The organism is Kosakonia sp. YIM B13588 (assembly GCF_042788165.1).
Classification (GTDB): domain Bacteria; phylum Pseudomonadota; class Gammaproteobacteria; order Enterobacterales; family Enterobacteriaceae; genus Kosakonia; species Kosakonia sacchari.
In genome coordinates, this window is sequence record NZ_JBHZPO010000013.1 from 127,376 (window position 1) to 152,400 (window position 25,025).

A 25,025-nucleotide genomic window follows, 5' to 3' on the forward strand; every position below is an offset into this window, starting at 1 on the left:
ACAATATGACGCACTTTTCAAACGCACAGCGCATGAAGGCGCTGTTCTGGCTTTCGCTTTTTCACCTGTTGGTGATTATCTCCAGTAACTATCTGGTGCAGCTGCCGGTTTCTGTCTTTGGTTTCCATACCACCTGGGGCGCATTTAGCTTCCCGTTTATCTTCCTGGCAACGGACTTAACCGTGCGTATTTTCGGCGCGCCGTTAGCCCGGCGAATCATCTTCGCGGTGATGGTGCCCGCGCTGCTTGCTTCTTACGTTATTTCCTCGCTGTTCTACATGGGCAGTTGGCAGGGTTTCGGCGCGCTGGCGCATTTCAATTTGTTTGTCGCCCGTATCGCCACCGCCAGCTTTATGGCTTACGCGCTGGGACAAATTCTCGATGTGCATGTTTTTAATCGCCTGCGCCAGAACCGCCGCTGGTGGCTCGCGCCAACCGCGTCGACGGTTTTTGGTAACGCCAGCGACACCATCGCCTTTTTCTTTATCGCTTTCTGGCGCAGCCCGGATGCCTTTATGGCGCAGCACTGGACGGAAATCGCACTGGTGGATTACAGCTTCAAAGTGCTTATCAGCATCGCGTTCTTCCTGCCGATGTACGGTGTGTTGTTGAATATGTTGCTGAAAAGACTGGCAGACAAATCTGAAATTAGCGCGTTGCAGGCGAGTTAAAGGTACGGCTTATCAGATGTGATAAGATGCGCCGATGAGCCGTTATGGCTGTTTATTGAAAGGAAGAAGTCAATGCGCAATCTGGTGAAATATGTCGGTATCGGCCTGCTGGTTGTTGGGCTGGCGGCTTGTGATAACAGCGACAGCAAAAAACCTGTTCAGGGTGCTGCCGCCGAAAGCAACGCCAACGGTCAACCGGTAACCCTGCTCGACGGCAAACTCAGCTTCTCGCTGCCTGCGGATATGACCGATCAGAGCGGCAAACTGGGCACCCAGTCCAATAATATGCACGTATATTCCGATGCCACCGGTCAGAAAGCGGTGATTGTGATTGTCGGCGACAACACGACAGAAGAGTTAAGCGCGCTGGCAAAACGTCTTGAAGAACAACAGCGCAGCCGCGACCCGCAGTTGCAGGTGGTCACCAACAAATCTATCGAACTGAAAGGCCAGAAACTGCAACAGCTCGACAGCATCATCTCCGCCAAAGGCCAGACGGCATGGTCTTCTGTGGTGCTGGGTAAAGTTGACGACAAACTGCTGACCATCCAGGTCACGCTGCCGGCGGATAACCAACAGCAGGCGCAAACCACAGCGGAAAACATTATTAACACCATCGCGGTGAAATAAGCCCCTCTGAACATGAAAAAGGGAACCTGACGGTTCCCTTTTTTCTACCCAGCAACCGCCACCGGCTTGTACTTCAGCCGCCAGGCCAGCAGTAAGGCTATTGCCACGAATCCTGCGGCAGCGAAATAGATAGCAGAGACTCCCGCCCACGCCATTAGCAACCCTGCCAGCGGCCCGGTTATCCCCAGCGATAAATCCATAAACACCGTGTACGTCGCCAGCGCAGACCCCTGGTTATGCTGCGGCACCGCTTTGACTGCCACGACGCCCAGCGCCGGGAAAACCAGCGAGAAACCGGCCCCGGCAAGGAACACGCCGAGCTTCGCCATCCACGGTTCCACCGCCAGGCCAACCAGCACCAGCCCAAGGGTTTCGACCACAAAACAGAGCATCGCCACATTTAAACCGCCGAAGCGATTAATCCCATTCGGGAACAGCAGACGCGCACCAACAAAGGCGCAGCTAAAAAGGGTGAGAGCGAACGCCGCATCCTCCCAGCCTTTCGCATCGTAGTAGAGGGTAATAAAGGTGGCGATGACGCCAAAACCGGAAGTACCCAGCGCCAGCGCCATCCCGTACAACCAGACGCGTCCCAGCACGGCGCGAAACGGCAGCGGCTTGCCTTTGCTGGCTTTCACCGCCGCACGCGGCAGCGCCAGTAATATTGCCAGCAGCGCCACACCCATAATGGTCAGCGAGAGCCCATGCAGCCCGCCGTACTGATAACAAACCACACCGAGCGGCGCGCCAATTGCCATCGCGCCATAGGTGGCAATACCGTTCCACGAGATCACCCGCCCGATATGTATCGACCCGACCACACCCACGCCCCAGAGCGTCGCGCCGGTTCCGGCGAAACTCTGGCCGATGCCTAAAATAACGCGCCCCAGACCAAGCAATATCAAGCCTAACACGCCAACACTGCCGCCAACGCCCGCCAGCAAATAGCTCAACCCGCTGAGAAACGCGCCGCACAAACCGAAGATCACCACTTTTTTCGGCCCCAGCAGGTCGGCATAGCGCCCGGCATGCGGTCGGCTCAACAGCGTTGCGAAGTACTGCAGGCTAATCACCAGTCCGGCCCAAAACGCGCTATAGCCCATCACATCATGGACATAGCCGGGGAGCACCGCCAGCGGCAGGCCAATAGTGAGATAACTGGCGAAGTTAAACATAACGACGGACAAAATCCGCAGATTGAGGCGCAATCCGCTTAGCGCCGGTTCGGCGGCGTTTTCAGGCATGGAGTTTTACTCAGCTTTTCACAACAGTGTTTCACTATTACCACGTGATGAAACAGAAAGCAGCATTCACTTTAAGAATATCTCTCGCGGGCGAAGGTGTGGCGGGGCACTACACTTAACGGGCCGATGACAAAAGGAATTAACCATGACACATCCTCAACCCGATCGGGCGGGTTTACATATTCTGTTAAAGCTGGCTTCGCTGGTGATCATTTTGGCCGGCATTCATGCTGCGGCCGACATTATTGTGCAGCTTCTTTTGGCGCTGTTTTTCGCAATTGTTCTCAATCCGCTGGTTACCTGGTTTCTTCGGCGCGGCATTTCGCGCCCGGTGGCGATCGGTATTGTGGTGCTGGTGATGCTGGTTTTTCTCACTGCGCTTTTCGGCGTGCTTGCCGCGTCGGTCAACGACTTTATGACGCTGCTGCCGAAGTACAACCGCGAATTCACCAGGAAATTTATGCAGTTGCAGGATGCGATGCCGTTTCTTCGTTTGCACATGTCGCCAGAACGTATGTTGCAACGGATGGACTCCGAGCGGCTAATGGGCTTTGCCACCACCATGGCGACCCAGCTCTCGAACGCAATGGCCAGCATTGTTCTGCTGGTGATGACCGTGGTGTTTATGCTGTTTGAAGTGCGCCACGTACCTTATAAGCTGCGCTTTGCGCTGCATAACCCGCAAATTCATATCGCCGGACTGCACCGCGCGCTGAAAGGCGTTTCCCACTATCTGGCGTTGAAGACTTTGCTGAGCGTGTGGACAGGCCTAATTGTCTGGGTCGGGCTGGTGTTTCTGGATGTTCAATTTGCGCTGATGTGGGGAGTGCTGGCGTTCCTGCTCAATTACGTACCCAATATCGGCTCGGTGATCTCCGCTATCCCGCCAATGATCCAGGCGCTGCTGTTTAACGGCACTTACGAATGTTTGCTGGTGGGCGGGCTGTTCCTTGTGGTGCATATGTTGCTTGGCAACATCCTGGAACCCCGCATGATGGGTCACCGCCTGGGGATGTCGACGCTGGTGGTGTTTTTATCCTTGTTGATTTGGGGATGGCTGCTTGGCCCGGTGGGAATGTTGTTGTCAGTGCCGCTAACCAGCGTGTGTAAAATCTGGATGGAAACCACCACCGGCGGCAGCAAACTGGCAATTTTACTGGGGCCAGGCAGACCGAAAAGTCGTCTGCCTGGGTAGTCGCTACGCTTTGGGGCGGTCGGGCAAAAAAATAACCAGTACGCCCGCCACAATGACCAGCACACCCAAAGCGCCGCGCAGGGAAAACGGCTCGTGCCATCCGGGAAGCCAGATGGCCGCCGCCCACACCAGAATGTAGCTCAGGCTCAGCAAGGCATAAGCCTTACTCAGCGGCAAACGGTGCAGCGCAAAGTACCAGCAGCCCATTGATGCCAGATACCCAACCAGGCCCAACATCAGCGCCAGCGTGCCTTTTTGCGGTTGCAGCAGCGCCGAAACAAAAGACCAGGAGAATGTCACCGGCGGCAGCGACACCATCGCATAACGCAACATCAGTTGTGCGCAGCTTACCAGCAACACACTGAGTAATGCCCAGTGCAGCCCCTTCATAGCGAGCTCCCCAGCAGCACAATGCCGATGATAATCAGCGCCACGCCGAACGCATGGCGAAGGCTTACTGGCTCACGCCAGAAAAAACGCGCCGCCAGCGTCACCCAGACAAAATTAAGGCTCAACATCGGATACGCCACGCCAACAGGAATGCGCTGCAAAACCAGCAGCCACAGCGCCATGCCCGCACCGAGCGCCATCAGCGCAAGCCCCAGCCACAGACCGAGATGCTTACTCCGCCTGGCAATCGGCACCGGGCGTGTCGCCTGCTTCTGGCACAGTTGGCCTGCGCAACTGAGCAGGCTTGCCAGCGCGAGCCAGAGCCAGCTGGTCATTGCAGCTTACTCATCATTGCGGAAAGTACTGAATAAAGACCATACGCCCCTGTACATAAACGTTGTCCGGTTTCGGTATCGGCATGCGGGTAAAGTCATCTTTTTTCGACTGGTGCAGCACCAGGGAAATCACCCCTTCCTGACGATGTTGTGACAGCCAGTCGGTGAAATCGTCTTCGCGTACAAACCGCCCTTCGCCGTCAGGGTACGACATACCGTAAGTTAACTCACCGCGCGTGCCAAACAGCATGATATCTGAACGTTTCAGCTCCCAGGCCAGACCTGCGGCAACACCGACGTTATCAGCCAGCACGTAGCGGCTCGGCGTCAGCGGATCATTGACAAAGTTGATCAAGAACTGTGGCTGCTTGGAATCCATCACCTTGTCCGGGATAACGATCCCCACCAGCAGCGCAATTGCCAGCGGGCACAGCGCCGCGTATGACCAACGATCGGCGCTGGCACGCAAGGTAAACGCCCCAACCAGCGCCCACGCCAGGAAAGCAAACGCCGCCAGCGCCGCTTTGTAGACCTCAATTTGCGTCCATACCGGATGTTTCATGAAGCCCAAAGGCGACACCACCAGCGCGGCAATCACGCCAACCAGGCCAAAACTGATATTGATCCACGCATTGATGCGCAGCGCGCGCCCGTTGGTTTGCGCCATCTGCATGGCATAACGCGCCATCAATATCGCCAGCGGCGCGAAGCAGGGCAGAATGTAAGTCGGTAGCTTTCCTTTAGCGATGCTGAAAAACAGCAACGGCATGACTACCCAACCCAGCAGATAAAACGCTTCCCGAACTCCTTCTTTACGCGCCAGCCAGCCCGTTTTCAGCGCACCGGGCAGCAGCGCCAGCCACGGTAAAGAACCTAGAATCAGGAACGGTATGTAATACCAGAACGGCGCTTTGTGTTGTGCGTCCTGCTGCGCAAAACGTTGGATATGTTCCACCCAGAAGAAGTAGCGCCAGAAATCGGGTTCGCGCGACGCAATCGCCAGTCCCCACGGCAGCACCGTCAGTACGCAGCAGATCACGGCCAGCCAGCCCCAGAGCAGCACCTCTTTCCAGCGTTTGTGCACAATCACCCACGGCAGCACGCCAATCACCGGCACCGCCAGCGCGAGAAAACCTTTCGTCATCACGCCCATGCCACACGCCACGCCAAGCAGGACATAGCCGCCAAACTTACCGCGTAATGTGTTCGCCTGCGCAGCCAGCCAGAAGCTGAGCATCGCCAGTGTCATCCACAGCGTGATCATCGGGTCGAGCACAGCATAAGTGCCAATGCCGTACACCAGAAACGCGGTCAGGAAGATCACCGCCGAGAGCACGGCAGTGCGTTTGTCGCGCCACATTTTCCACGCCAGCGCGCCCACAAGCAGCGCCGACATGGTGATGGAGAAAACAGAGCCCAGGCGCACGGAGACGTTATTATGGCCAAACAGCCACTGCGCAATGCTATTGATCCAGTAACCGGCGATGGGTTTTTCAAAATAACGCAGGCCAAGGAAATGCGGCACAATCCAGTCGCCGCTGGTAAGCATTTCACGGCTGATCTCCGCATAGCGGGTCTCATCCGGCTGCCAGAGCAGACGATATTCCAGGGGAACAACATAGTAGAGGGCGAACAGCGCAACCAGCGCCAGACCATAGTGAATGGATTTCATAACCCAGGACTCAACAGTTGTTGGCAACCCAGCCAGCCTTCCCGGCCAGCCACTTCTCCGCGTACCACTTTGCCTGCCGGTAGCGTCTCTAACGATTCCGGTAACAGCTGGCTTAACGGGCAAAAAGCGATGCCTTCGCGCGCCGCCATGCTCAGCAGTTCATCGAAACCTTCCGCGCCGATAATGCCTTCCACCTCGGCGTGGATGGTATAAACCGGCGTGCCGCTATCCTGCTTCATCGCGTCGAGAATGAAACGGTTGTAGTGCTCCGCCGCCACCGAAATGCCAACGGCTTCATCCCAGGTGGGTAGCGTTACCGGGATTTGCGGTGCTGCATAGGTGTTCTCGGCGATGAGCGGGCGAAACGGCTGTGTGCCCCGGCAGTCGCTGTTATAACGGAAATTGAAATTCGATTTGGCTTTCACCACTCGCTGATCGGCGCGCCAGCCCGCCACGGCGGAACAACTCACAGACCGGCCAATAATCAGCTCCAGCGCCAGTAATCCGCGCTCAATTTCCGCTTCGAGATGCGCCTGATCCCACACGCCGCTCCAGCGCTGCCAGCCGTGGTGATCCCAGGCATGCAGCCCCACTTCGTGCGCCTGCGCGGTTTTGCGGATAACGTCCGCGTTGCCTTCACCGATAAGCCTGCCGGGCCACGCAGTGCCCGCCAGTAAAATATCCCAGCCGTAGAGCGATGCCGCGCGCGAGCGCAGCATCTTCCACAGAAATTTCGGCTTAAGCAGGCGCCAGATGTGGCGCCCCATGTTGTCCGGCCCAACGCTAAAGAAAAAGCTCGCCTGAATGTTGTGCTTCTTTAGTAGCTCCAGCAGGCGCGGAACGCCGTCACGCGTGCCGCGAAAGGTATCGACATCAATACGTAAGCCGACGTATTTCATGCTTATTTCTCATCCGTCAGTTCAACGGTACGCAGGAAGAAATCCAGCGTTTCGTCAATGGTCTGGCGCATATCCACGGTTGGCTCCCAGTGCAGGCAGCGTTTGGCGTTACGAATACTCGGTTTGCGGTGTTCCACATCCTGGTAGCCTTTGCCGTAGTAGCTGCTGCTCTCCACTTCGCGGAAACCCGCGAAAGGCGGGAAGCGGTCGCGCAGCGGGTGTTTTTCAAAGCTTGCCAGCAGCATCTCCGCCAGCTCTTTAATGCTCGCTTCGTTGTCCGGGTTACCGATGTTGATGATCTGACCATCGCAACGCCCGTCTTTGTTTTCGATAATGCGGAACAGCGCTTCAATACCATCGCTGATATCGGTAAAGCAGCGTTTCTGTTTGCCGCCTTCGATCAGCTTGATCGGCGAACCTTCCACCAGGTTGAGGATCAACTGGGTGATGGCGCGCGAGCTACCGATACGCGCAGCATTCAGGTTATCCAGGCGCGGCCCCATCCAGTTAAACGGACGGAACAGGGTGAACTTCAGGCTGTGTTTGTCGCCATAGGCCCAGATCACACGGTCGAGCAACTGTTTCGACACCGAGTAAATCCAGCGCTGTTTGTTGATAGGTCCAACGACCAGATTCGAGTTGTCTTCATCGAAATTGTTGTCGGTGCACATACCGTACACTTCCGATGTCGACGGGAAAATGATGCGTTTGTTGTACTTCACGCAGTCACGGATGATTTTCAGGTTCTCTTCGAAATCCAGCTCGAACACGCGCAGCGGGTTACGGGTGTATTCGATAGGTGTGGCAATCGCCACCAGCGGCAGCACCACGTCACATTTCTTAATGTGGTATTCGATCCACTCGGAGTGAATGCTGATATCGCCTTCAACAAAGTGGAAACGCGGATTGTCGAGGAAACGGCTGATCGCATCCGATCCAATATCCAGACCGAAAATCTCGTAGTTATCGTCACGCAGCAGGCGTTCGGTCAAATGGTTGCCGATAAAACCGTTCACGCCGAGGATCAACACGCGGGTGCGGCGTTTTACCGCCACTACCGGTTTGCTGGTGAGCAACGCTCCGGCAACCAGGCCGAGCGATTGCGCCAGTTGTGCGCCCTGCATGTAGACGCCGTTGTCCATCTGTCCGGTGAGGATCTCCAGCGCGCCATCGCCACAGGCCACCAGCAGCGGCGAAACAGAGAGCACAGTGCCCGCGCGAGCCGGAGCCACGTCGGTACGTACGCGGGATTTCCAGACGATAAATTTATGCGTACCGGCAAAGCTGTACGCGCCCGGCCACGGGTCAGAAACCGCGCGCACCAGATTTTGCAGCGTTTGGGCAGGTTTTTCCCAGTCCAGACGGCCATCTTCCGGCGTGCGGCGACCGTAGTAGCTGGCTTTGCTGTCGTCCTGCGCCGTTTCGCTGAAGGTTTGCGTTTTAATCGTCGGCAGCACGCTGGCCAGCATGCCTTTTGCGGCTTCAGCTAATTTGCGATGCAGCGACAGCGCTTCATCGTTGTCAGCAATGGCGACGCGCTGTTGCGCGACAATCGCGCCCGCATCTGCGCGGGAAACCATGCGATGCAGCGTGACGCCGGTTTCGCTTTCGCCATTTACCAGCACCCAGTTCAGCGGGGCACGACCACGGTAGGCAGGCAGCAGCGAGCCGTGCAGGTTAAATGCGCCGATCCGCGCGGTATTGAGAATGTTGTCACACAGCAAGTTGCGGTAATAGAAAGAGAAAATAACATCCGCGTTCAGATCGCGAATACGGTCGACCCACAGCGGATGATTGACATCTTCCGGGGCATAAACCGGAATGCCACGTTCAGCGGCAATACGCGCCACCGAGCCGAAAAAATGGTTTTCATTGGCACTGTCGGGATGGGTAAAAATCGCCGCAATCTCGAAACCTGCATCCAGTAACGCCTGTGTACCGACACATCCCATATCGTGGTAAGCAAAGACAACGGCTTTCATTGATTTTTTTCCTCTTGCGAAACGTCATTTTCCTGACGAACAACACGTTGAATAAAGTAGCGGGGACGCGCGCGAACATCGTTGTAGATGCGCCCGATATACTCCCCAAGTAGCCCCATGCCGATAAACTGAGCGCCGATAAAGGTGAAGAGAATGGCGAAGAGCATAAACACCCCTTCTCCCGCCCACTGCGGGCCAAACGCCAGACGCAGCACCACCAGCAGCACGGCGAGCGAAAAGCCCAGCACGGCGATCACGCTGCCAAACACGCTGAGCAAGCGCAGCGGCGTGGTGGTCAGGCAGGTCACCAGGTCGTACATCAGGTTAATCAGGCGCATAAAGCTGTATTTGGAATCGCCAAACTCTCGCTCCGCGTGGTGCACGGGGATTTCCACCGCGCGACGGGCAAAGGTATTAGCGAGGATCGGGATAAAAGTGCTGCGCTCATGGCAGTGCAGCATGGCATCAACAATATGGCGGCGATATGCACGCAACATGCAGCCATAATCGCCCATCGCTTTACCGGTGGTGCGCTGGATCAGGCGGTTGATGGTGCGTGAGGCCATTTTACGAAACAGACTGTCCTGGCGGTTTTGCCGCACCGTGCCCACCACGTCATAACCCTCATTGGCTTTCGCCACCAGACGCGGGATCTCCTCCGGCGGATTTTGCAAATCGGCGTCCAGCGTGATGATCAAATCACCGGTGACATGGCTGAATCCGGCCATAATCGCCGAGTGCTGACCGTAGTTGCGGTTCAGCAGCACCGCGACAACGTGGCTGCCGGGTTGTTCTGCCGCTTCACTTAACATCAGCGCGGAGTTATCGCTACTGCCGTCATCCACCAGCAAAATTTCGTAATCAATGCCCAGTACATCGCAGCTTTCCGTGGTGCGGCGAATCAACTCCGGCAAACTCTCTTGCTCGTTGTAGACCGGGATCACCACAGAAACTTTTTCTACAGGCGGTAAATTAAACATATCAGCGCCCTGCAATGTTGCGGAGCGCGTGAATGACGCGGGTTGTGTCGTCATGGGTCATATCCGGGAAAAGCGGTAGCGAACAGATACGTGCACTGTTCCACTCCGTATTGGGTAAAGAGAGGGGGAAGTGTTCGCGATAGTACTTTTGCGTATGTGCCGCGCGAAAATGCAGGCCGGTGCCAATGCCTTGCGCTTTCAGGGTTTCCATCAATGCGTCACGCGAAATACCGCAACGTTGCTCATCGACGCGAATAATAAACAGATGCCAGGCGTGCTGGTGCGGCCATGACGGCAAGGCCAGCGGCTGAAACGGCGTATCCGCCAGTTCCTGCAAATACCGTTGCGCAATTTCCTGGCGGCGGGCATTCGCGGCGGGCAGTTTGCCCAGTTGCACCAGCGCAATTGCCGCGTTGATATCGGCGAGGTTGTATTTAAAACCGGGGGAGATCACCTCTGCCTGCGGGGCGCGTCCGTGAGTTTGACGGTCGTAGGCATCGACGCCCAGCCCGTGGAATTTCAGGCAGCGAATGCGGTTTGCCAGTTGTTCGTCGTCAGTCACCACCAGCCCGCCTTCCGCGCAGGTCATATTTTTAATGGCGTGGAAGGAGAAAATAGCGGTGCCGCGTGAACCAACATGCTGGCCTTTGTAGTACGTTCCGGCGGCGTGAGCAGCATCTTCAATCACCGGAATGCCGTGCTTCTCGCCAATCGCGCGAATGGCGTCAATATCCACCGGCGCACCGGCGTAATGCACCGGGATAATCGCTTTGGTACGCGGTGTGATGGCCGCTTCGATCGCTTCCGGCGTGACCATCAGCGTCTCTTTATCGACATCGATCATCACCGGCGTCGCACCGAGCAGCACAATCATATTGAGGGTGGAAACCCAGGTCAGCGACGGGGTAATCACTTCATCCCCGGCGCCAATACCGAGTGCCATTAGGGTGACGTGCATGCCACCCGTCGCCGAGCTAATGGCAATGGCGTGGCGGTTGCCCGTCAGTGTACAAAAAGCCTCTTCAAGCGCCTGATTTTTGGGGCCGGTCGTGATCCAGCCGGATGCCAGCACTTGCTGAATGGCTGCGAACTCTTCATCCCCCATTGACGGGCGTGAGAACGGTAAAAAATCACTCATCGTTTTTCCTTGGCGTCACTGACGCGTTAACGAACCGCCACAAAGACACGTTGCGGCTAGTGAGTAAAATGGCGGATGAAAGTTAAACCAAAATATAATGAATGCGCGTTTCCTGCATTTATTATTCGTTACGGTTAGTCGGAGAATGCTACCAATTGAATATTAGGACAAGATTAAGAAAAGGGGGGAATGATAAACTTAACAAATATAAAATAATTTTTCTCAAACAACAGGTTACAAATGAAAACAGCAAAATCCTAACGTGATGAATGTCAAAAAAATGAAATATTTAACGCCCTTGTAATGCCTACAAAGGCGTTAGCGTAGTTATTTAAACGGCGCATCAACGAACGCACGAAAATTAATATCATTATGCAATGAATTATTTCATTCGTTATCGGCAAAATATATTAAATAGCGTGAAATTTTTATGACAAATTCTGCGGGAAGTTGGCCGGTAATTCACTGGCAGCGCAGTTAATCACGCTGTCATTATTTTCGCCGCAATCGCGCACAAACGTAATGGTCGCGAATTCATCGATCACTTCAGTAGGGTAAGCCGGACCAGCCGCACGATAAGACTCCATCAATGGAATATGATCGTTCTGGAAGCAGACGGTTTTTTCCGGATTATTGATAACCCAGCGCGGGAAGAAAATGGTGCCGTGGAACAAGCGATCCCCAAGGTTCACAATCAGGCTGACATCGGTGCCGGTCGGTTCGGTCCAGGAAATTTTATAGATACTTTCGCCAACGCGAACAATGTAGGCCTGCTGGTTTTTCACCCAACGGTTCGCCACGATACCGCTGTGGATCCGGTAATCAAGCGTCGTGGCGTTTTTCACATAAATCTCGTAATTCCAGCCATTATCGTAGGTATAAACCAGATGTTTGCCGACGAAACCGCTCAAATCATGTTTATCAAAGGTGCTCATTTTTTTATCTCCTCTGGTGTTTTAAATGATCGTACGCCTGCAAAAATCGATTAAATAACGCTATATTTGCATCAAATTCATTCATTTTTTAGATGCGTTATGCACAAGACAACGCTGGAACAATGGACGCTACTGCATAAAGTGGTGGAGCTGGGGAGCTTTGCGAAAGCGGCGGAAGAGACGCACCGCAGCCAGTCATCGGTCAGTTACAACCTGGCGCTGTTGCAGGAGCGGCTCGGCGTTGCTCTGCTGGTACAGGAAGGGCGGCGCGCGGTACTTACCCCGGCGGGCGAGTTGCTGCTCAACCAGGTAAAACCGTTGCTCAAGGCATTCGACTGGGTAGAAACCCGCGCGGCCACACTGCGCAATGGTATGCGCACGCGGCTGGATTTGGTGGTCGACAGCATTTTCCCCCGCGCGCGGCTGTTTGCCATTTTGCGCCAGTTTCAGCAGCGCTACCCGCAAACGCAGGTGCGGCTGACCGAAGTGCTGGAAACCGCCTCCAGCGAATTACCGGTGCATGCGCAAGCCGATGTCATGATATTGACCCGCCGTCAGGATATGACCGGGCGCGGCGAATGGCTGATGAACATTGATTTTGTCGCCGTGGCGCACCGCGATCACCCGCTGTGCGCGGCGGAACAGGTAAGCGAAGCGATGCTCGCCGGCTGGCCGCTGATCCGCATTGCCGAAAGCGACAATCGGCAAAGCCCGGTGGCGCAGGAGTCGTGGACGTTCTCCACCATCGATGCGGCGGTAGAAGCCGTGCTGTATCAGGTGGGTTACGGCTGGCTGCCGGAAGAGCGCATTCAGCCCTTGCTCAACAGCGGTGTGCTTAAAACGCTGCCGCTCAGCCACGGTACGCGCCGCGCCACACCGCTGCATCTGATTGTGAAAAAAGACCTCGCCCCGCTCGACGAGCAGGTAGAAATGCTGCTGCAACTGTTTAAGGGGTAGCGCTCTACCCCTGAATGTCTGCAAGCGGCTTTTTACGTCTCGCTCAATGCCTGCGCCAGACAAAGCGATAATCCTGACGAATAAATTGCCTTGCGCGCTTCAGGTGTTCCGCCCACCAGCAAGCAATCCACATCACGCGAAATGCGATAAATCCCTGTTAAAAACAGGGCCTTTGATCCAGAACATACTATTCGTATGATGAATTACTAAAATCGTCATACTTTTCTCGCCACCGACTTTTCGTCAGGAAACCGAACGTGTCTTTCTATCGTCAGGCTGGCGCTCTGCTTCTGCTCTGCGCATCCTTTGCCGTTTTCGCGGCACCAAACACGCTAACCACCGCCTGGCCGGTGAATGTTGGCCCGCTGAACCCGCATCTTTACACACCAAACCAGATGTTCGCGCAAAGCATGGTTTATGAACCGCTGGTGAAATACCAGGCCGATGGCGGCGTGAAACCCTGGCTGGCGACAAGCTGGACGCATTCGGAGGATGGCAAAACCTGGGTCTTCACCCTGCGCGACGGGGTGACGTTCTCTAACGGCGAACCGTTTGACGCCACCGCCGCCGCGGAGAACTTCCGCGCCGTGCTGGATAACCGCCAGCGCCACGCCTGGCTTGAGCTTGCCAATCAAATCACCGACGTCAAAGCCCTTAGCCCCAACCAGTTACAAATCACCCTGAAAAGCGCCTACTACCCTTTCCTGCAAGAGCTCGCCCTGCCCCGCCCGTTCCGCTTTATCGCCCCGTCGCAGTTTAAAAACCACGAAACCCTGAACGGGATTAAAGCACCCATTGGCACCGGACCGTGGGTATTACAGGAATCAAAGCTGAACCAGTACGACGTGCTGGTACGAAATGAACACTATTGGGGCGCGAAACCGGCACTTAGCAAAATTATTGTCAAAGTGATCCCTGACCCGACTAGCCGCGCGGTGGCATTTGAAACCGGCGATATCGACCTGCTCTACGGCAACGAGGGCTTGCTGCCACTGGATACGTTTGCCCGTTTCAGCCAGAACCCCGCCTGGCGCACCCAGCTTTCTGCGCCAATGGAAACGGTGATGCTGGCGCTGAACTCCACGCATACGCCAACCAATGAGTTAGCTGTGCGCGAAGCGCTGAACTACGCAGTGGATAAGAAAACGCTGGTCGATGGCGCGCTGTATGGCACGCAGCAGGTTGCCGACACGCTGTTCGCCCCTTCCGTGCCGTATGCCAATATCGGCCTGAAACCGCGCCAGTACGATCCGGCGCAGGCGCGCGCGCTGCTGGATAAAGCGGGCTGGCTGCTGCCCGCCGGGAAAAGCATCCGCGAAAAAGCGGGGCAACCGCTGCATATTGAACTGGCTTATATCGGCACGGATGCGCTGAGTAAGTCGATGGCCGAAATCATTCAAGCCAATTTGCAGCAGATAGGCGTCGATGTCGCTCTGATCGGCGAGGAAGAGAGCAGTATTTATGCCCGTCAGCGCGATGGCCGTTTTGGCATGATTTTCAACCGCACCTGGGGCGCACCGTACGATCCGCATGCGTTTATGAGCTCAATGCGTGTGCCGTCGCATGCCGATTACCAGGCGCAGTTAGGCCTGCCGGACAAAGCGATTATCGACAAAGAAATTGGCGAAGTGCTGACCACCAGCGATGACAGCGCGCGCCAGGCGCTGTACCGGGATATTCTCACTCGTTTACACAACGACGCGGTTTACCTGCCCATCAGTTATATCTCGATGATGGTGGTGGCAAAACCGCAGCTCGGCACCATTCCGTTTGCCCCGATCGCCTCGGAGATCCCGTTCGATCAGATAACCCCGGACGCCGCGCAATGAGCCGCTTTTTACTGCACCGTCTGCTGTTGTTGATCCCGATGATCGTAGCCGCCTCGGTGGTGATTTTCCTGCTGCTGCGCCTCGGTGCGGGGGATCCGGCAATGGATTACCTGCGCCTGTCAAACCTGCCGCCAACACCGGAGATGATTGCCGCAACCCGCATTCAGTTGGGGCTGGATCAGCCGCTCGCCAGCCAATATCTTCACTGGCTGTGGCGCGCGCTGCATCTTGATTTCGGCATTTCTTATGCCACGCAGCGACCAGTGCTCGACGATGTACTGCATTTTCTGCCCGCGACATTGCAACTCGCAGGCGCGGCGCTGGCTCTGATCCTGCTCACCTCCGTACCGCTTGGTATCTGGGCAGCGCGCCACCGCGATGGTGTGCCGGATTTTCTGGTACGCGCAGTGGCGTTTCTTGGCGTGTCGATGCCGAACTTCTGGCTGGCCTTCCTGCTGGTGATGTTTTTTTCTGTGCATTTGCAGTGGCTGCCCGCGATGGGCTATGGCGGCTGGCAGCATCTGATCCTGCCTGCGGTGTCGATTGCCTTTATGTCGCTGGCCATTAACGCCCGTCTGCTGCGCGCCAGCATGCTGGAAGCCGCCGGGCAACGCCACGTGACGTGGGCGCGGCTGCGCGGGTTAAGTGACAAGCAGACCGAACGGCGACATATTTTGCGTAATGCTTCACTGCCGGTGATCACCGCGCTGGGCATGCATATTGGCGAGCTGATTGGCGGCACGATGATCATCGAAAGCATCTTCGCCTGGCCCGGTATTGGTCGCTACGCCGTGTCGGCCATCTTCAATCGCGACTATCCGGTGATCCAGTGCTTTACGCTGGTGATGGTGATGGTTTTTGTGCTGTGCAATCTGGCAGTCGATCTGCTGAGCGCAGCGCTCGATCCCCGTATTCGCCACCATGGAGGAGCGCACTGATGCACTTTATAAAAACGGCCCGCTGGCCGGTGCGTTTCGCGCTGCTGATCCTGCTGTTGCTGCTGTTGATTGCCCTGACCTGCCAGTGGTGGACGCCTTACGATCCGCAAGCCATCGATTTACCCACGCGCCTGTTGCCGCCGGGCAGCCAACACTGGCTCGGTACCGACCACCTGGGGCGCGATATTTTCTCACGCTTAATGGCGGCCACGCGGGTATCGCTGGGGTCGGTGATGATGTGTCTGCTGCTGGTGCTGGCGCTTGGTTTAAGCGCGGGCGGCTGCGCCGGGCTGCTCGGCGGGCGCGTCGATCAGGCCATCATGCGCGTGGCGGATATCTTTATGACCTTTCCCACGTCGATCCTGTCCTTTTTTATGGTCGGCGTGCTTGGGACAGGGCTGACCAACGTGATTATCGCTATCGCGCTTTCGCACTGGGCCTGGTATGCGCGCATGGTGCGCAGTCTGGTGATTTCACTGCGCAGCCGTGAGTACGTACTGGCGGCGCGTTTAAGTGGCGCGAGTTATCTGCATGTGTTTCGCGATCATCTGGCGGGTGCGGTCGTGCCTTCGCTGCTGGTGCTGGCGACGCTGGATATCGGCCATATGATGCTGCACGTCGCCGGGATGTCATTCCTCGGGCTTGGCGTCACAGCACCTACGCCAGAGTGGGGCGTGATGATCAACGATGCCAGGCAATATATCTGGACGCAGCCACTGCAAATGGTGTGGCCAGGGCTGGCGCTGTTCATCAGCGTGATGGCGTTTAACCTGGTGGGCGACGCGCTGCGCGACCATCTCGATCCTCATCTGGAAACGGAGCACGCCCACTGATGCCTGCACAACTGAGCCTGCAAAATATCACCCTGCACGCGGAACGACCACTGGTGCAGGAGGTGTCGTTAACCCTGCAACGCGGGCGAGTACTGGCGCTGGTGGGCGGCAGCGGCAGCGGCAAATCATTAACCTGTGCGGCGGCGCTTGGCGTGCTACCTGCGGGTGTACGGCAAACGGCCGGCCGGCTGCTGGCGGATAGTCAGCCCGTCACACCACAAACACTGCGCGGGACGACAGTTGCCACGATTATGCAAAACCCGCGCAGCGCCTTTAACCCGCTGCGCACCATGGCCGGCCATGCACGTGAAACCTGCCTGGCGCTTGGTAAACCCGCCGATAACGCTACACTGCTCGCTGCATTGCAGGATGTCGGGCTGGAGGACGCCGAACGTGTGCTCACGCTTTACCCGTTCGAGATGAGCGGCGGCATGTTGCAACGCATGATGATCGCCATGGCGCTGCTGAGCGATGCGCCATTTATCGTAGCCGATGAACCCACGACCGATCTCGATGTGGTGGCGCAGGCGCGTATTCTCGATTTGCTGGCACGTATCATGCGCGAGCGTCAGCCCGGCATGCTGCTGGTTACACACGATATGGGCGTGGTGGCGCGGCTGGCGGATGATGTCGCGGTAATGGATAACGGGCGCATTATTGAACAAGGCACGGTGGAAACCCTGTTCAGTGCGCCACAACAGGCAGTGACCCGCGAATTAGTGGCGGCCCACCTGGCGCTATATGGACTGGAGCTTGCGCAATGAACCTTCTTGATGTGAACGGTGTCTCGCACACCTATCACCAGCGACCGGTGCTGGACAATATCTCTTTTCAGTTAAAAAGCGGGGAAACCGTGGCGCTGCTCGGGCGCAGCGGCTGCGGTAAAAGCACGCTGGCGCGGCTGCTGGTAGGGCTGGAATCACCAGACGAAGGCGAAGTGCGCTGGCAGGGCACGCCGTTGAAGCAACTTAACGCCCGCGCCCGCCAGGCATTTCGCCGCGATATTCAGATGGTGTTTCAGGATCCGGTCAGCGCAGTGAACCCGCGTAAAACCGTGCGCGACATTCTGTGTGAACCGCTGCGCCATCTGTTGAAACTGCCCAAAGCAGAGCAGCAGACACGCATCACGCAACTGCTGGAAGATGTCGAGCTGGATACCTCCCTGCTCGATAAACGCCCCCCGCAGTTGAGCGGCGGGCAGTTGCAGCGCGTTTGCCTGGCGCGCGCGCTGGCGGTGGAACCCACGCTATTGATTCTGGATGAAGCGGTTTCCAGCCTCGATCTGGTGCTGCAAGCGGGCGTTATCCGGCTCTTACAGCGGCTACAACAGCGTTCCGGTGTGGCTTGTCTGTTCATCACCCATGATTTGCGGCTGGTGGAGCGTTTTTGCCAGCGCGTGCTGGTGATGGAGACTGGCGCGCTGGTTGAAACGCTCGACGTTACTTCACCGCTGCGCTTGCGTTCACCGGCAGGCCAGGCGCTACAACAGGCGGTGCTGCCCGCCTTTCCACTCTCATTACAAAGGACGCAACCATGCAACGCGTAACCATAACTCTGGATGATGACCTGCTCGATACGCTGGACAACCTTAGCGCGCGGCGTGGTTACCACAACCGTTCGGAAGCGCTGCGGGATATTTTGCGCAGTGCACTGGCGCAGGAGTCTGTGCAGAACAATGAACAGCAGGGTTACGCGGTGCTGTCGTATGTTTATGAACATGAGAAGCGCGACCTGGCGAGCCGCATTGTCGCCACGCAACACCATCATCACGACTTATCTGTCGCCACGTTGCATGTGCATATCAGCCACGACGATTGCCTTGAGATCGCCGTGCTGAAAGGCAAGATGGGCGATGTGCAACGCTTCGCCGATGACGTTATCGCCCAGCGCGGCGTACGTCATGGCCATTTGCAGTGTCTCGCCGCCGAAGAGTAACGTTGCCGCCGTCATACTGCGGCGGGTATTAACCCGACGCGCACATTTTATGAGCAACAATTGGCAACGCGCTCCGGGCCTCAACTGCTAGCCTTAATACATTTGTGAAATCCACTGGATAAGGGGCAGACAATGAAAATCTCACTCGACGGGAAAGTTGCGCTGGTCAGCGCTTCGACGGGCGGTATTGGTTTGGCTATTGCCAAAGGGCTGGCAGAAAGCGGCGCGGAAGTGATCCTTAACGGGCGCAGCGAAGATTCGGTGAATAAGGCAAAAGCGGCGCTGGAAAAACAGGTGCCGGGTGTGAAATTGCGTACCGCGATTGCCGATCTCGGCACGGCGCAGGGCGTGGAAACACTACTGAAAGCGAGCGGTGAGGTCGATATTCTGGTGAATAACGCCGGGATTTACGGCCCGCAGGATTTTTACGCCACCGACGATGCGACCTGGGAAAATTACTGGCAAACCAACGTGATGTCTGGCGTACGCCTCTCGCGTGCGCTGCTGCCCGCAATGGTGAAAAAGGGCTGGGGACGTGTGGTGTTTATCTCTTCAGAATCGGCGCTCAATATCCCGGCGGATATGATCCACTACGGCGTGACGAAAACCGCGCAGCTTTCGCTGGCACGCGGGCTGGCGAAATTTGTCGCTGGCAGCGGCGTCACCGTTAACAGCGTACTGCCAGGGCCCACCATGTCCGATGGTTTTGCCGGCATGATGAAAGAAGAGATGGAAAAAACCGGTAAGTCGCTGGAAACGCTGGCGAAAGAGTTTGTGATGGCGAATCGCCCAAGTTCAGTTATCCAGCGCGCCGCCACCGTGGAAGAGGTGGCGAATATGGTGGTCTATGTCTGTTCGAAACAGGCTTCGGCAACCTCTGGCGCGGCGCTGCGCGTGGACGGCGGCGTGGTGGATGATATCGTTTAACGATTTTCCGGCTGGCCTCAGGGCCAGTTCGGATAGAAATGCGTCATCAGGATCATAAACAGCGGCGTGGTCACGGTCGACAGAAGCGTGGAAAGCAGCATGCTGGTTGCCGTCGCGCCCTGCAGCACCTGGAATTTTTGCGCCATCAGATAGACGTTAATCCCCACCGCCATTGACCCCAACAGCACCACCACCTGGCTCTCTTCGCGCGGCAGATGCAGCAACCAGGCAATCAGCCAAATCAGAGCAGGCATCAAAATCAGTTTCAGCAGGCAGATGGTCAAACTTTCCGCTAATCCTTTGCGGATCTGGTAGCGGGACAAGCTCATCCCGAGGGTAATGAGCGTTAATGGCGCGGCGACCTGCGCCACCATGCTTACCGGGCTATCGAGGAACGGCGGCAGCGGGCGATGAATCAAAAAACTCCAGGCGAAGCCGCTAAAGATACCGATGATAATTGGGTTGCGCAGCACGCTCACCAGCGTTTTGCCAATTCCCCGCGCTGAGAAACTGCCGTTTTGCGCCCATTCCACCGACACGGTCACCAGTGTCCATAAAATCAGGCTGTTAAACACCAGCACCAGTGCCACCGACGAGAGACTCGAAGCGCCAAGCAAAATAATGGCAACCGGAATACCCAGCATCACGTTATTGGAGAAAATGCCCGCAAGGCCAAACACCGAGGCCGAAACCGCGTCCATACGGAACAGGCTTTTCGCCGCGATGCGCCCAATCACATAGATGACAAAACAGGTGCCGAAGTAGGCAATCAGCAGCCGCATATCCACCGGCGGGCTTTCGAAGAATTTGCTCATCACTTTGAACAGCATGCATGGAATGGCCACGTTAAAGCAGAAGCGGTTGAGCCCTTCGTTGACCGATTCCGGCCAACCGGCGAAGCGCCCAAGGCAATATCCCAGCGCAATCAATAAAAAAAGCGGTGCAGAGAGCAGCAGTTGTTGCGCGAGCTGCGCGAAGAATTCAGCCGTATCCATTCTTTACCCTGTAAATGTAGCGAGCGGTTATTTTCTTTTGTTTTCCGCAGTATAGGGGAAGGTATCACCAACGTCAGCGTGCCTGATGCCAGCTTTGGTGTTTTAGTTTAAAAAAACACGTGGGTTCATCTCACGCCCGCAACCCAGGCATTAACGCCTGGTTTTCCTCTATTTTCTGCGCCGGAAGGGATTGTAGCCTGGTCAAGCAGCTGCGATTGGTGACCGATAATTTGTGTATGAGGAGGGTAAGATGGCGTTGTTAATATCGATGTAAAAACTCCGTTGATTTTGTCCCCGGAGCTGAACGACCTCAGACATTATCAACGGAGTTTGCAAAGGTAAGCTTATTATTTGGTTACCCAGCCGGAATGATCGCACACATAAATTTCATTCAGCGATAAATCATGTGGAATTTGTTCAAGGGAATCTGCAATCTCATCGTATGGCGGCGGCAGCGTAAATGAGAGGCCATAATCCTGGTCAACAATCAGCGCACCGTTCAGAATACGCAGGTCTTTGCTACGCTGAGAAAGTTCTTCCAGGGTAATACCGGCATACAATCTGTTTTTATATTTCCCGGCATATTTTTCATTGCAGCCGACTGAAACAATAATATCATCCGTAGTGGTTGCAATTATTAACGTGCCATTTTGCACAGAATAGGCATACCGGATTTCATTTAACGGTGCAGGCAGAGTATACTCTTTTATTTCCACAGTATAATTATTAAAAATATCATCCAGGTAAAGGTCAATGGACTCTCCAAGATGAACATTCCCTAATGATACAAAGCTCACAATATCTGCGTTAAAGTCAACCATAACCATCCTTCCGTAACCATTAAAATATCTCTGATGCACGATATATAAAATTAAATAAACCCAGAATGAACTAATGCTACATGCGAATAATTTCTTTTATCACTTCCTTGAAAGGATGAGCTTTTTAAGGAGTGTAGCGCATACAATAACTTTTCTTTTATAAATATTTTTTCATCTAATCGCGGCTGTTATGTCCATAAAATAATGTACGACAAATCGTATACGCTATATTTTCATTATAAAAACTACGGTTATTGGTAGGTAAACCTGTTTCGTTTTGAAAGCGTTTATCAGTGACATCACTTTCAAGACCGATAAGGAATTTCCGAAAGAGGTATATATCGCCTATGCTATCAATTACATTGAATGCTGAACAGTTAGCGATGTAATTAAGATCAGCAACATTGTCCCTGACCAGAAAATCTCGATTAATTTTTTTGATACTGAATGTAATTTGTTACATCGACACGGATGGAATGCGGTTTGCATATGAATGACATTATTCGAACACTAATGATTTTTGTGCTTCGGTATCATGCATATCCTCGACGTTAAGCGCTGTGCTAGAATAGCCAGGCAATATGTTTACTTAGGATGAGTACACGAATAATGAAAAAATACCAGGTAGATGAATTAGCTGACGAAAAGCAGTTAAGAGCATTCTACAACAACGATTTTATCCGCGTTTACCAGGCTTATTCCGACGCCATCGCAGACAGCGCACTTGAGCATGGCACCCTCGTCTCACCGCCTTTCAGTATGACCCGCATGACATGGATTAAACCCTCTTTTCTGTGGATGATGTACCGCTCCGGCTGGGGGAAGAAAGATCCAAATCAACACCGAATCCTGGCTATCGATTTGAGCCATGAAGGGTTTAAGCAAATCCTTAATCAGGGAATTTTGAGCCATCACCGGAACTCCGGCACAGAAGAAGCCGAGTGGCAAAGCCAAATAAAAGCGTCGGATGTGGTTATCCAGTGGGATCCGGAGCGTGATATCCGTTTGAACAAACTGGATCACCGCACGATTCAGATAGGGTTGCGTAATCAGGCGGTCGCCGATTACTGCCAGAAATGGATTGTGAACATTAGCGATGTTACGGAACTTGCCGCAAAAATTCATGAATTGGTGGAAAATGATCGCATCAGCGAAGCACTTGAATTGTTACCGGAAGAGCGGGTTTATGATATTTAATTAACATGGGTTATGTAAGAAAGAGAGTCTAACAGTCGAAACAATACAGTCAGCCATGAAGGCTGGATGTATTATCGAGATGCTCATGGTAGTTTTTTTAATATTATCATTCATTCCCAGACACAACTTTAAGCATATAAAAATTATTTTTAACCCAAAAAACCTCTCAATATATTCGTTGCCCCTGAAATTAAATTCGGAGAAATAAGCAGAATTTCTCTTTGATGAATATTGAAACATACCTTCAAGATTAACGTGAAGGATAAAAAGCACATAAATTATTTTTTAGGAACAAAGTCTTCATCTTTATACGTATCACAAATACCGTCTAACTCCCGATACAATGCATTTATCTCTCCCTCGCCAGGTGTATCTGCATGCCTAATCTTTACGGCCACATCCATAATTACTTCATTTAAGGTCGAGAAATCATTATTCATTTTCATTCCAAAGAACATAAAGAGAATTCCTGACGTATCAGTGTTTACTAATGTATATATGTCGTCAGATCAATATAATTGAAGAAAGATACTTTCCCAGCAATGGGAATATTTCCTAATTCTGAAAAAGAAACAGCCATAAACTTCTTCTTAATAGCTTTCAATTGAATATTTTTAGCTATAAAAATCCGCACACCGCATAAATTCCAATATTTACACCCCGACAATTCAAAACAAAAGGTTGGGCGTGATCGAACTCAAATAATTAAATCAGCCCAAAAATGTCTCCTGATGAATTTATATTCACATAAATTTCAACTTATCTGCCACGGCACAACTTGCTATCTGAGATTCTGATGGTTTAGTACCAACGAACGTTGATCCTGAAATATTGCACCCAGAGAAATTTGCTTCATCAAACTGACAATTTTCAAAATAACAGGAGTAAAAATTAGACTTTGTCAGATTAGCCCCCACAAAGCTGCAATTAATAAACCTCATCTCACCAAGAACATTTTTTATTTTGCATTTAATGAAAGTACATGATTCAAATAATGCATTTATTCTTGCCGAGTCAAAAACAGCCTTATCAAAATTACATCCAACGAATTTTTCAGATAAATTCGCAGGCATTAAAGACTCAACAAAAGAACAATGTTCAATTAAAGATGAAATAATGCTCCCACCGCGAGACAGCCCATACCCTTTAGTCATCTCATTAAGCGATAATGAATAAGAAAAATCTATGTTTTGTAGGTAATGGTATTTAAGAGGTTCTCTAAACGGAAAACCCCTAAAATCGATTTTGCCTTCTTCAGTTGTGCCAAAAGGATGCTCAACCCAGCGAGAATTAGGTATATTCTTATCCTTCCAGTTTTCTTTTTTAAGACTATGATTGATATCAAAATCCAAGTCATGGTTCCATCTCTCAACTAATTCTTTTTTCAGTTTCTTACTCATCAATCCATCCAGTAGCTCTAGGGTCTATCTGGGTATAACTCCCGCAACAGAGGGCGTAGTAGCAGACGATATTGTAATGCAGCCCAGTTTCGCGGCAGAGGTACAAATACTAAAAGTGCAGGTTCGAGTATGTTACATTTATCAATATTTTAAATAGCACTGCAAAATATTTAATCAATTAAATTCTTTAACATTTTTATTTCATAATGATAGTTATTTTTATCAACACCTTTCAAATTAGATAGTCTCTCGAAGAATGCTAGTGCATATTTAGACATATCATTAACAAACGCATTTTTCTCCACAATAACTTTTGTGTTAGTATGACAATTAACGCTCAATAACAGTTCTTGCCTGATGGGTTTGAATTTCATTTTAATTGGCTGGTCAGGAAAGTTAGTTTCGAACTCTTTATCTTCTGCGGCAAGATTGAGTCCTGTTGAAATATATGCCCATAGCTGATCGATATAATCCCACATTTCAAGATTGATAAGCTCAACCCCGTTAACATTTAATATCAACCCACCCTCAATATAATTTGGATCATCAATAACGCCTTCAAACTCAAAAATGTTGATAAATTTCTTTTTATGTTTAATGTAGCTTGCAACTTCAATCATTTGAAAACTCCTAGTTAGGATAAAACTGACCAATTCGGCCTTTATTTAAACCAAGTGTATATTCAACACCGTCATGTATGCCTTGGATTTGATACATTCCCTGACTTCCTCTATTAACTAGTACTTCTCTGTTCTGTTTCATCACAGCAGTAATCGCATCAGTAACATCATTAATTGACATTTTCGATGAAAGGAAACTTTGCTGTGCTTTAGAAGATCCATCCCAATATTCTGGATGATGACGCTCTAAGATATGTTTCATCCCAGATTTATCTAACTTAAACGTCTGACTTCCGATATGGAAATCTTTACCTGCAAAGTTCTTAAGGGCATTTACTACCTTCTCCGGTTTCGCGGGGACACACATTAAACCCCATGGATCCACCCATCCCAGCGGATCCACGACATACGTATACGTATTCAGCCCACCCAGTAACCCTATCGGGTCCATCTGGGTGTAGCGTCCACCGCAGGGGTCGTAGTAGCGGAAGGTGTTGTAGTG

General features: G+C 53.1%; 27 protein-coding genes. 12 read left to right on the forward strand and 15 right to left on the reverse strand.

Going from position 1 to position 25,025, the window contains the following annotated elements; translation table 11 throughout:
- The first annotated feature begins 5 nt into the window (after nt 1–5).
- Nucleotides 6–671: a 7-cyano-7-deazaguanine/7-aminomethyl-7-deazaguanine transporter gene (locus ACFX4U_RS19765; RefSeq protein ID WP_349350390.1), complete on the forward strand. Its 666-nt coding sequence runs from the start codon at nt 6–8 to the stop codon at nt 669–671.
- A 72-nt stretch (nt 672–743) separates the two neighbouring features.
- Nucleotides 744–1,301, forward strand: coding sequence for a DcrB family lipoprotein (locus ACFX4U_RS19770; RefSeq protein ID WP_200551330.1), 558 nt, complete (start codon nt 744–746; stop codon nt 1,299–1,301).
- Nucleotides 1,302–1,345: 44 nt separating this feature from the next.
- Here ACFX4U_RS19770 and ACFX4U_RS19775 read toward each other — a convergent pair whose 3' ends face one another.
- Nucleotides 1,346–2,545: an MFS transporter gene (locus ACFX4U_RS19775; RefSeq protein ID WP_313507954.1), complete on the reverse strand. Its 1,200-nt coding sequence runs from the start codon at nt 2,543–2,545 to the stop codon at nt 1,346–1,348.
- A gap of 145 nt (nt 2,546–2,690) precedes the next feature.
- On the opposite strand from ACFX4U_RS19775, the gene ACFX4U_RS19780 reads away from it, so the two are divergent.
- Nucleotides 2,691–3,740, forward strand: a complete 1,050-nt coding sequence (locus ACFX4U_RS19780; protein WP_200551328.1) for an AI-2E family transporter — start codon at nt 2,691–2,693, stop codon at nt 3,738–3,740.
- A 3-nt stretch (nt 3,741–3,743) separates the two neighbouring features.
- On the opposite strand, the gene arnF is transcribed toward ACFX4U_RS19780, so the two are convergent.
- From arnF to ACFX4U_RS19820, 8 genes are all read right to left on the reverse strand, one after another.
- Nucleotides 3,744–4,130, reverse strand: coding sequence for a 4-amino-4-deoxy-L-arabinose-phosphoundecaprenol flippase subunit ArnF (gene arnF, locus ACFX4U_RS19785; protein ID WP_305734775.1), 387 nt, complete (start codon nt 4,128–4,130; stop codon nt 3,744–3,746).
- The gene (arnE, locus tag ACFX4U_RS19790) at nt 4,127–4,465 is read right to left on the reverse strand and encodes a 4-amino-4-deoxy-L-arabinose-phosphoundecaprenol flippase subunit ArnE (RefSeq protein ID WP_313507955.1); all 339 of its coding nucleotides are present in this window, start codon (nt 4,463–4,465) and stop codon (nt 4,127–4,129) included. The genes arnF and arnE overlap by 4 nt, the downstream gene beginning before the upstream one ends.
- Nucleotides 4,466–4,478: 13 nt before the next feature.
- Nucleotides 4,479–6,137 (reverse strand): lipid IV(A) 4-amino-4-deoxy-L-arabinosyltransferase, encoded by a 1,659-nt coding sequence (arnT, locus tag ACFX4U_RS19795; protein ID WP_313507956.1) that lies wholly within the window; start codon nt 6,135–6,137, stop codon nt 4,479–4,481.
- Entirely contained in the window at nt 6,134–7,036 is a 903-nt protein-coding gene (gene arnD, locus ACFX4U_RS19800; RefSeq protein ID WP_020455609.1) for a 4-deoxy-4-formamido-L-arabinose-phosphoundecaprenol deformylase, read from the reverse strand. The genes arnT and arnD overlap by 4 nt, the downstream gene beginning before the upstream one ends.
- 2 nt (nt 7,037–7,038) lie before the next feature.
- On the reverse strand, nt 7,039–9,018 hold the full coding sequence (gene arnA, locus ACFX4U_RS19805; RefSeq protein ID WP_313507957.1) for a bifunctional UDP-4-amino-4-deoxy-L-arabinose formyltransferase/UDP-glucuronic acid oxidase ArnA: 1,980 nt from the start codon (nt 9,016–9,018) through the stop codon (nt 7,039–7,041).
- Nucleotides 9,015–9,998 (reverse strand): undecaprenyl-phosphate 4-deoxy-4-formamido-L-arabinose transferase, encoded by a 984-nt coding sequence (gene arnC, locus ACFX4U_RS19810; protein ID WP_065369572.1) that lies wholly within the window; start codon nt 9,996–9,998, stop codon nt 9,015–9,017. Before arnC ends, arnA begins: the two co-directional genes overlap by 4 nt.
- Before the next feature lies 1 nt (nt 9,999).
- Nucleotides 10,000–11,136, reverse strand: a complete 1,137-nt coding sequence (arnB, locus tag ACFX4U_RS19815) for a UDP-4-amino-4-deoxy-L-arabinose aminotransferase (protein WP_313507958.1) — start codon at nt 11,134–11,136, stop codon at nt 10,000–10,002.
- A 428-nt stretch (nt 11,137–11,564) separates the two neighbouring features.
- Nucleotides 11,565–12,071, reverse strand: coding sequence for a phenolic acid decarboxylase (locus tag ACFX4U_RS19820; RefSeq protein ID WP_045507718.1), 507 nt, complete (start codon nt 12,069–12,071; stop codon nt 11,565–11,567).
- 99 nt (nt 12,072–12,170) lie between these two features.
- Between ACFX4U_RS19820 and ACFX4U_RS19825 the strand changes: the two genes are divergently transcribed.
- The 8 genes from ACFX4U_RS19825 (at nt 12,171) to ACFX4U_RS19860 (ending at nt 19,490) form a co-directional block, all read left to right on the forward strand.
- Nucleotides 12,171–13,028, forward strand: a complete 858-nt coding sequence (locus ACFX4U_RS19825; protein WP_313507959.1) for a LysR family transcriptional regulator — start codon at nt 12,171–12,173, stop codon at nt 13,026–13,028.
- Nucleotides 13,029–13,285: 257 nt separating this feature from the next.
- Nucleotides 13,286–14,857 (forward strand): nickel ABC transporter substrate-binding protein, encoded by a 1,572-nt coding sequence (gene nikA, locus ACFX4U_RS19830; RefSeq protein WP_313507960.1) that lies wholly within the window; start codon nt 13,286–13,288, stop codon nt 14,855–14,857.
- The gene (gene nikB / locus ACFX4U_RS19835) at nt 14,854–15,795 is read left to right on the forward strand and encodes a nickel ABC transporter permease subunit NikB (RefSeq protein WP_313507961.1); all 942 of its coding nucleotides are present in this window, start codon (nt 14,854–14,856) and stop codon (nt 15,793–15,795) included. Before nikA ends, nikB begins: the two co-directional genes overlap by 4 nt.
- Entirely contained in the window at nt 15,795–16,628 is an 834-nt protein-coding gene (gene nikC, locus ACFX4U_RS19840; protein WP_313507962.1) for a nickel ABC transporter permease subunit NikC, read from the forward strand. Before nikB ends, nikC begins: the two co-directional genes overlap by 1 nt.
- Nucleotides 16,628–17,392: a nickel import ATP-binding protein NikD gene (gene nikD / locus ACFX4U_RS19845; RefSeq protein WP_313507963.1), complete on the forward strand. Its 765-nt coding sequence runs from the start codon at nt 16,628–16,630 to the stop codon at nt 17,390–17,392. The genes nikC and nikD overlap by 1 nt, the downstream gene beginning before the upstream one ends.
- Nucleotides 17,389–18,174, forward strand: coding sequence for a nickel import ATP-binding protein NikE (gene nikE, locus ACFX4U_RS19850; RefSeq protein ID WP_313507964.1), 786 nt, complete (start codon nt 17,389–17,391; stop codon nt 18,172–18,174). The genes nikD and nikE overlap by 4 nt, the downstream gene beginning before the upstream one ends.
- Nucleotides 18,162–18,563 (forward strand): nickel-responsive transcriptional regulator NikR, encoded by a 402-nt coding sequence (gene nikR, locus ACFX4U_RS19855; RefSeq protein WP_313507965.1) that lies wholly within the window; start codon nt 18,162–18,164, stop codon nt 18,561–18,563. The genes nikE and nikR overlap by 13 nt, the downstream gene beginning before the upstream one ends.
- Nucleotides 18,564–18,695: 132 nt before the next feature.
- On the forward strand, nt 18,696–19,490 hold the full coding sequence (locus ACFX4U_RS19860) for an SDR family oxidoreductase (protein ID WP_313507966.1): 795 nt from the start codon (nt 18,696–18,698) through the stop codon (nt 19,488–19,490).
- 17 nt (nt 19,491–19,507) lie between these two features.
- Here ACFX4U_RS19860 and ACFX4U_RS19865 read toward each other — a convergent pair whose 3' ends face one another.
- Together ACFX4U_RS19865 and ACFX4U_RS19870 are read right to left on the reverse strand one after the other, a co-directional pair.
- Nucleotides 19,508–20,485 (reverse strand): AEC family transporter, encoded by a 978-nt coding sequence (locus ACFX4U_RS19865; protein ID WP_200551298.1) that lies wholly within the window; start codon nt 20,483–20,485, stop codon nt 19,508–19,510.
- 347 nt (nt 20,486–20,832) lie between these two features.
- Entirely contained in the window at nt 20,833–21,306 is a 474-nt protein-coding gene (locus ACFX4U_RS19870; protein ID WP_313507967.1) for a hypothetical protein, read from the reverse strand.
- A gap of 609 nt (nt 21,307–21,915) precedes the next feature.
- Between ACFX4U_RS19870 and ACFX4U_RS19875 the strand changes: the two genes are divergently transcribed.
- A complete protein-coding gene (locus ACFX4U_RS19875) occupies nt 21,916–22,503 on the forward strand; it encodes a DUF4291 domain-containing protein (RefSeq protein WP_313507968.1) in 588 nt (195 codons plus the stop codon).
- Nucleotides 22,504–22,781: 278 nt separating this feature from the next.
- Here ACFX4U_RS19875 and ACFX4U_RS19880 read toward each other — a convergent pair whose 3' ends face one another.
- The 4 genes from ACFX4U_RS19880 to ACFX4U_RS19895 all read right to left on the reverse strand — a co-directional run.
- Nucleotides 22,782–22,961: a hypothetical protein gene (locus ACFX4U_RS19880; protein WP_313507969.1), complete on the reverse strand. Its 180-nt coding sequence runs from the start codon at nt 22,959–22,961 to the stop codon at nt 22,782–22,784.
- Between the two features lie 285 nt (nt 22,962–23,246).
- Complete coding sequence (locus ACFX4U_RS19885; RefSeq protein WP_313507970.1) at nt 23,247–23,903, reverse strand: pentapeptide repeat-containing protein; 657 nt, start codon at nt 23,901–23,903, stop codon at nt 23,247–23,249.
- A gap of 170 nt (nt 23,904–24,073) precedes the next feature.
- Nucleotides 24,074–24,523: a hypothetical protein gene (locus ACFX4U_RS19890; protein WP_313507971.1), complete on the reverse strand. Its 450-nt coding sequence runs from the start codon at nt 24,521–24,523 to the stop codon at nt 24,074–24,076.
- 10 nt (nt 24,524–24,533) lie between these two features.
- On the reverse strand, nt 24,534–25,025 hold a 492-nt coding region (locus tag ACFX4U_RS19895; RefSeq protein ID WP_380218648.1), incomplete at its 5' end, for an RHS repeat-associated core domain-containing protein.

What these genes read in the sequence shown, in the direction of transcription:
- ACFX4U_RS19765 (WP_349350390.1), top strand. Translation starts at nt 6, where the DNA reads ATGACGCACTTTTCAAACGCACAGCGCATGAAGGCGCTGTTCTGGCTT.
- ACFX4U_RS19770 (WP_200551330.1), top strand. Translation starts at nt 744, where the DNA reads ATGCGCAATCTGGTGAAATATGTCGGTATCGGCCTGCTGGTTGTTGGG.
- ACFX4U_RS19775 (WP_313507954.1), bottom strand. Translation starts at nt 2,545, where the DNA reads ATGCCTGAAAACGCCGCCGAACCGGCGCTAAGCGGATTGCGCCTCAAT.
- ACFX4U_RS19780 (WP_200551328.1), top strand. Translation starts at nt 2,691, where the DNA reads ATGACACATCCTCAACCCGATCGGGCGGGTTTACATATTCTGTTAAAG.
- arnF (WP_305734775.1), bottom strand. Translation starts at nt 4,130, where the DNA reads ATGAAGGGGCTGCACTGGGCATTACTCAGTGTGTTGCTGGTAAGCTGC.
- arnE (WP_313507955.1), bottom strand. Translation starts at nt 4,465, where the DNA reads ATGACCAGCTGGCTCTGGCTCGCGCTGGCAAGCCTGCTCAGTTGCGCA.
- arnT (WP_313507956.1), bottom strand. Translation starts at nt 6,137, where the DNA reads ATGAAATCCATTCACTATGGTCTGGCGCTGGTTGCGCTGTTCGCCCTC.
- arnD (WP_020455609.1), bottom strand. Translation starts at nt 7,036, where the DNA reads ATGAAATACGTCGGCTTACGTATTGATGTCGATACCTTTCGCGGCACG.
- arnA (WP_313507957.1), bottom strand. Translation starts at nt 9,018, where the DNA reads ATGAAAGCCGTTGTCTTTGCTTACCACGATATGGGATGTGTCGGTACA.
- arnC (WP_065369572.1), bottom strand. Translation starts at nt 9,998, where the DNA reads ATGTTTAATTTACCGCCTGTAGAAAAAGTTTCTGTGGTGATCCCGGTC.
- arnB (WP_313507958.1), bottom strand. Translation starts at nt 11,136, where the DNA reads ATGAGTGATTTTTTACCGTTCTCACGCCCGTCAATGGGGGATGAAGAG.
- ACFX4U_RS19820 (WP_045507718.1), bottom strand. Translation starts at nt 12,071, where the DNA reads ATGAGCACCTTTGATAAACATGATTTGAGCGGTTTCGTCGGCAAACAT.
- ACFX4U_RS19825 (WP_313507959.1), top strand. Translation starts at nt 12,171, where the DNA reads ATGCACAAGACAACGCTGGAACAATGGACGCTACTGCATAAAGTGGTG.
- nikB (WP_313507961.1), top strand. Translation starts at nt 14,854, where the DNA reads ATGAGCCGCTTTTTACTGCACCGTCTGCTGTTGTTGATCCCGATGATC.
- nikC (WP_313507962.1), top strand. Translation starts at nt 15,795, where the DNA reads ATGCACTTTATAAAAACGGCCCGCTGGCCGGTGCGTTTCGCGCTGCTG.
- nikD (WP_313507963.1), top strand. Translation starts at nt 16,628, where the DNA reads ATGCCTGCACAACTGAGCCTGCAAAATATCACCCTGCACGCGGAACGA.
- nikE (WP_313507964.1), top strand. Translation starts at nt 17,389, where the DNA reads ATGAACCTTCTTGATGTGAACGGTGTCTCGCACACCTATCACCAGCGA.
- nikR (WP_313507965.1), top strand. Translation starts at nt 18,162, where the DNA reads ATGCAACGCGTAACCATAACTCTGGATGATGACCTGCTCGATACGCTG.
- ACFX4U_RS19860 (WP_313507966.1), top strand. Translation starts at nt 18,696, where the DNA reads ATGAAAATCTCACTCGACGGGAAAGTTGCGCTGGTCAGCGCTTCGACG.
- ACFX4U_RS19865 (WP_200551298.1), bottom strand. Translation starts at nt 20,485, where the DNA reads ATGGATACGGCTGAATTCTTCGCGCAGCTCGCGCAACAACTGCTGCTC.
- ACFX4U_RS19870 (WP_313507967.1), bottom strand. Translation starts at nt 21,306, where the DNA reads ATGGTTGACTTTAACGCAGATATTGTGAGCTTTGTATCATTAGGGAAT.
- ACFX4U_RS19875 (WP_313507968.1), top strand. Translation starts at nt 21,916, where the DNA reads ATGAAAAAATACCAGGTAGATGAATTAGCTGACGAAAAGCAGTTAAGA.
- ACFX4U_RS19880 (WP_313507969.1), bottom strand. Translation starts at nt 22,961, where the DNA reads ATGTTCTTTGGAATGAAAATGAATAATGATTTCTCGACCTTAAATGAA.
- ACFX4U_RS19885 (WP_313507970.1), bottom strand. Translation starts at nt 23,903, where the DNA reads ATGAGTAAGAAACTGAAAAAAGAATTAGTTGAGAGATGGAACCATGAC.
- ACFX4U_RS19890 (WP_313507971.1), bottom strand. Translation starts at nt 24,523, where the DNA reads ATGATTGAAGTTGCAAGCTACATTAAACATAAAAAGAAATTTATCAAC.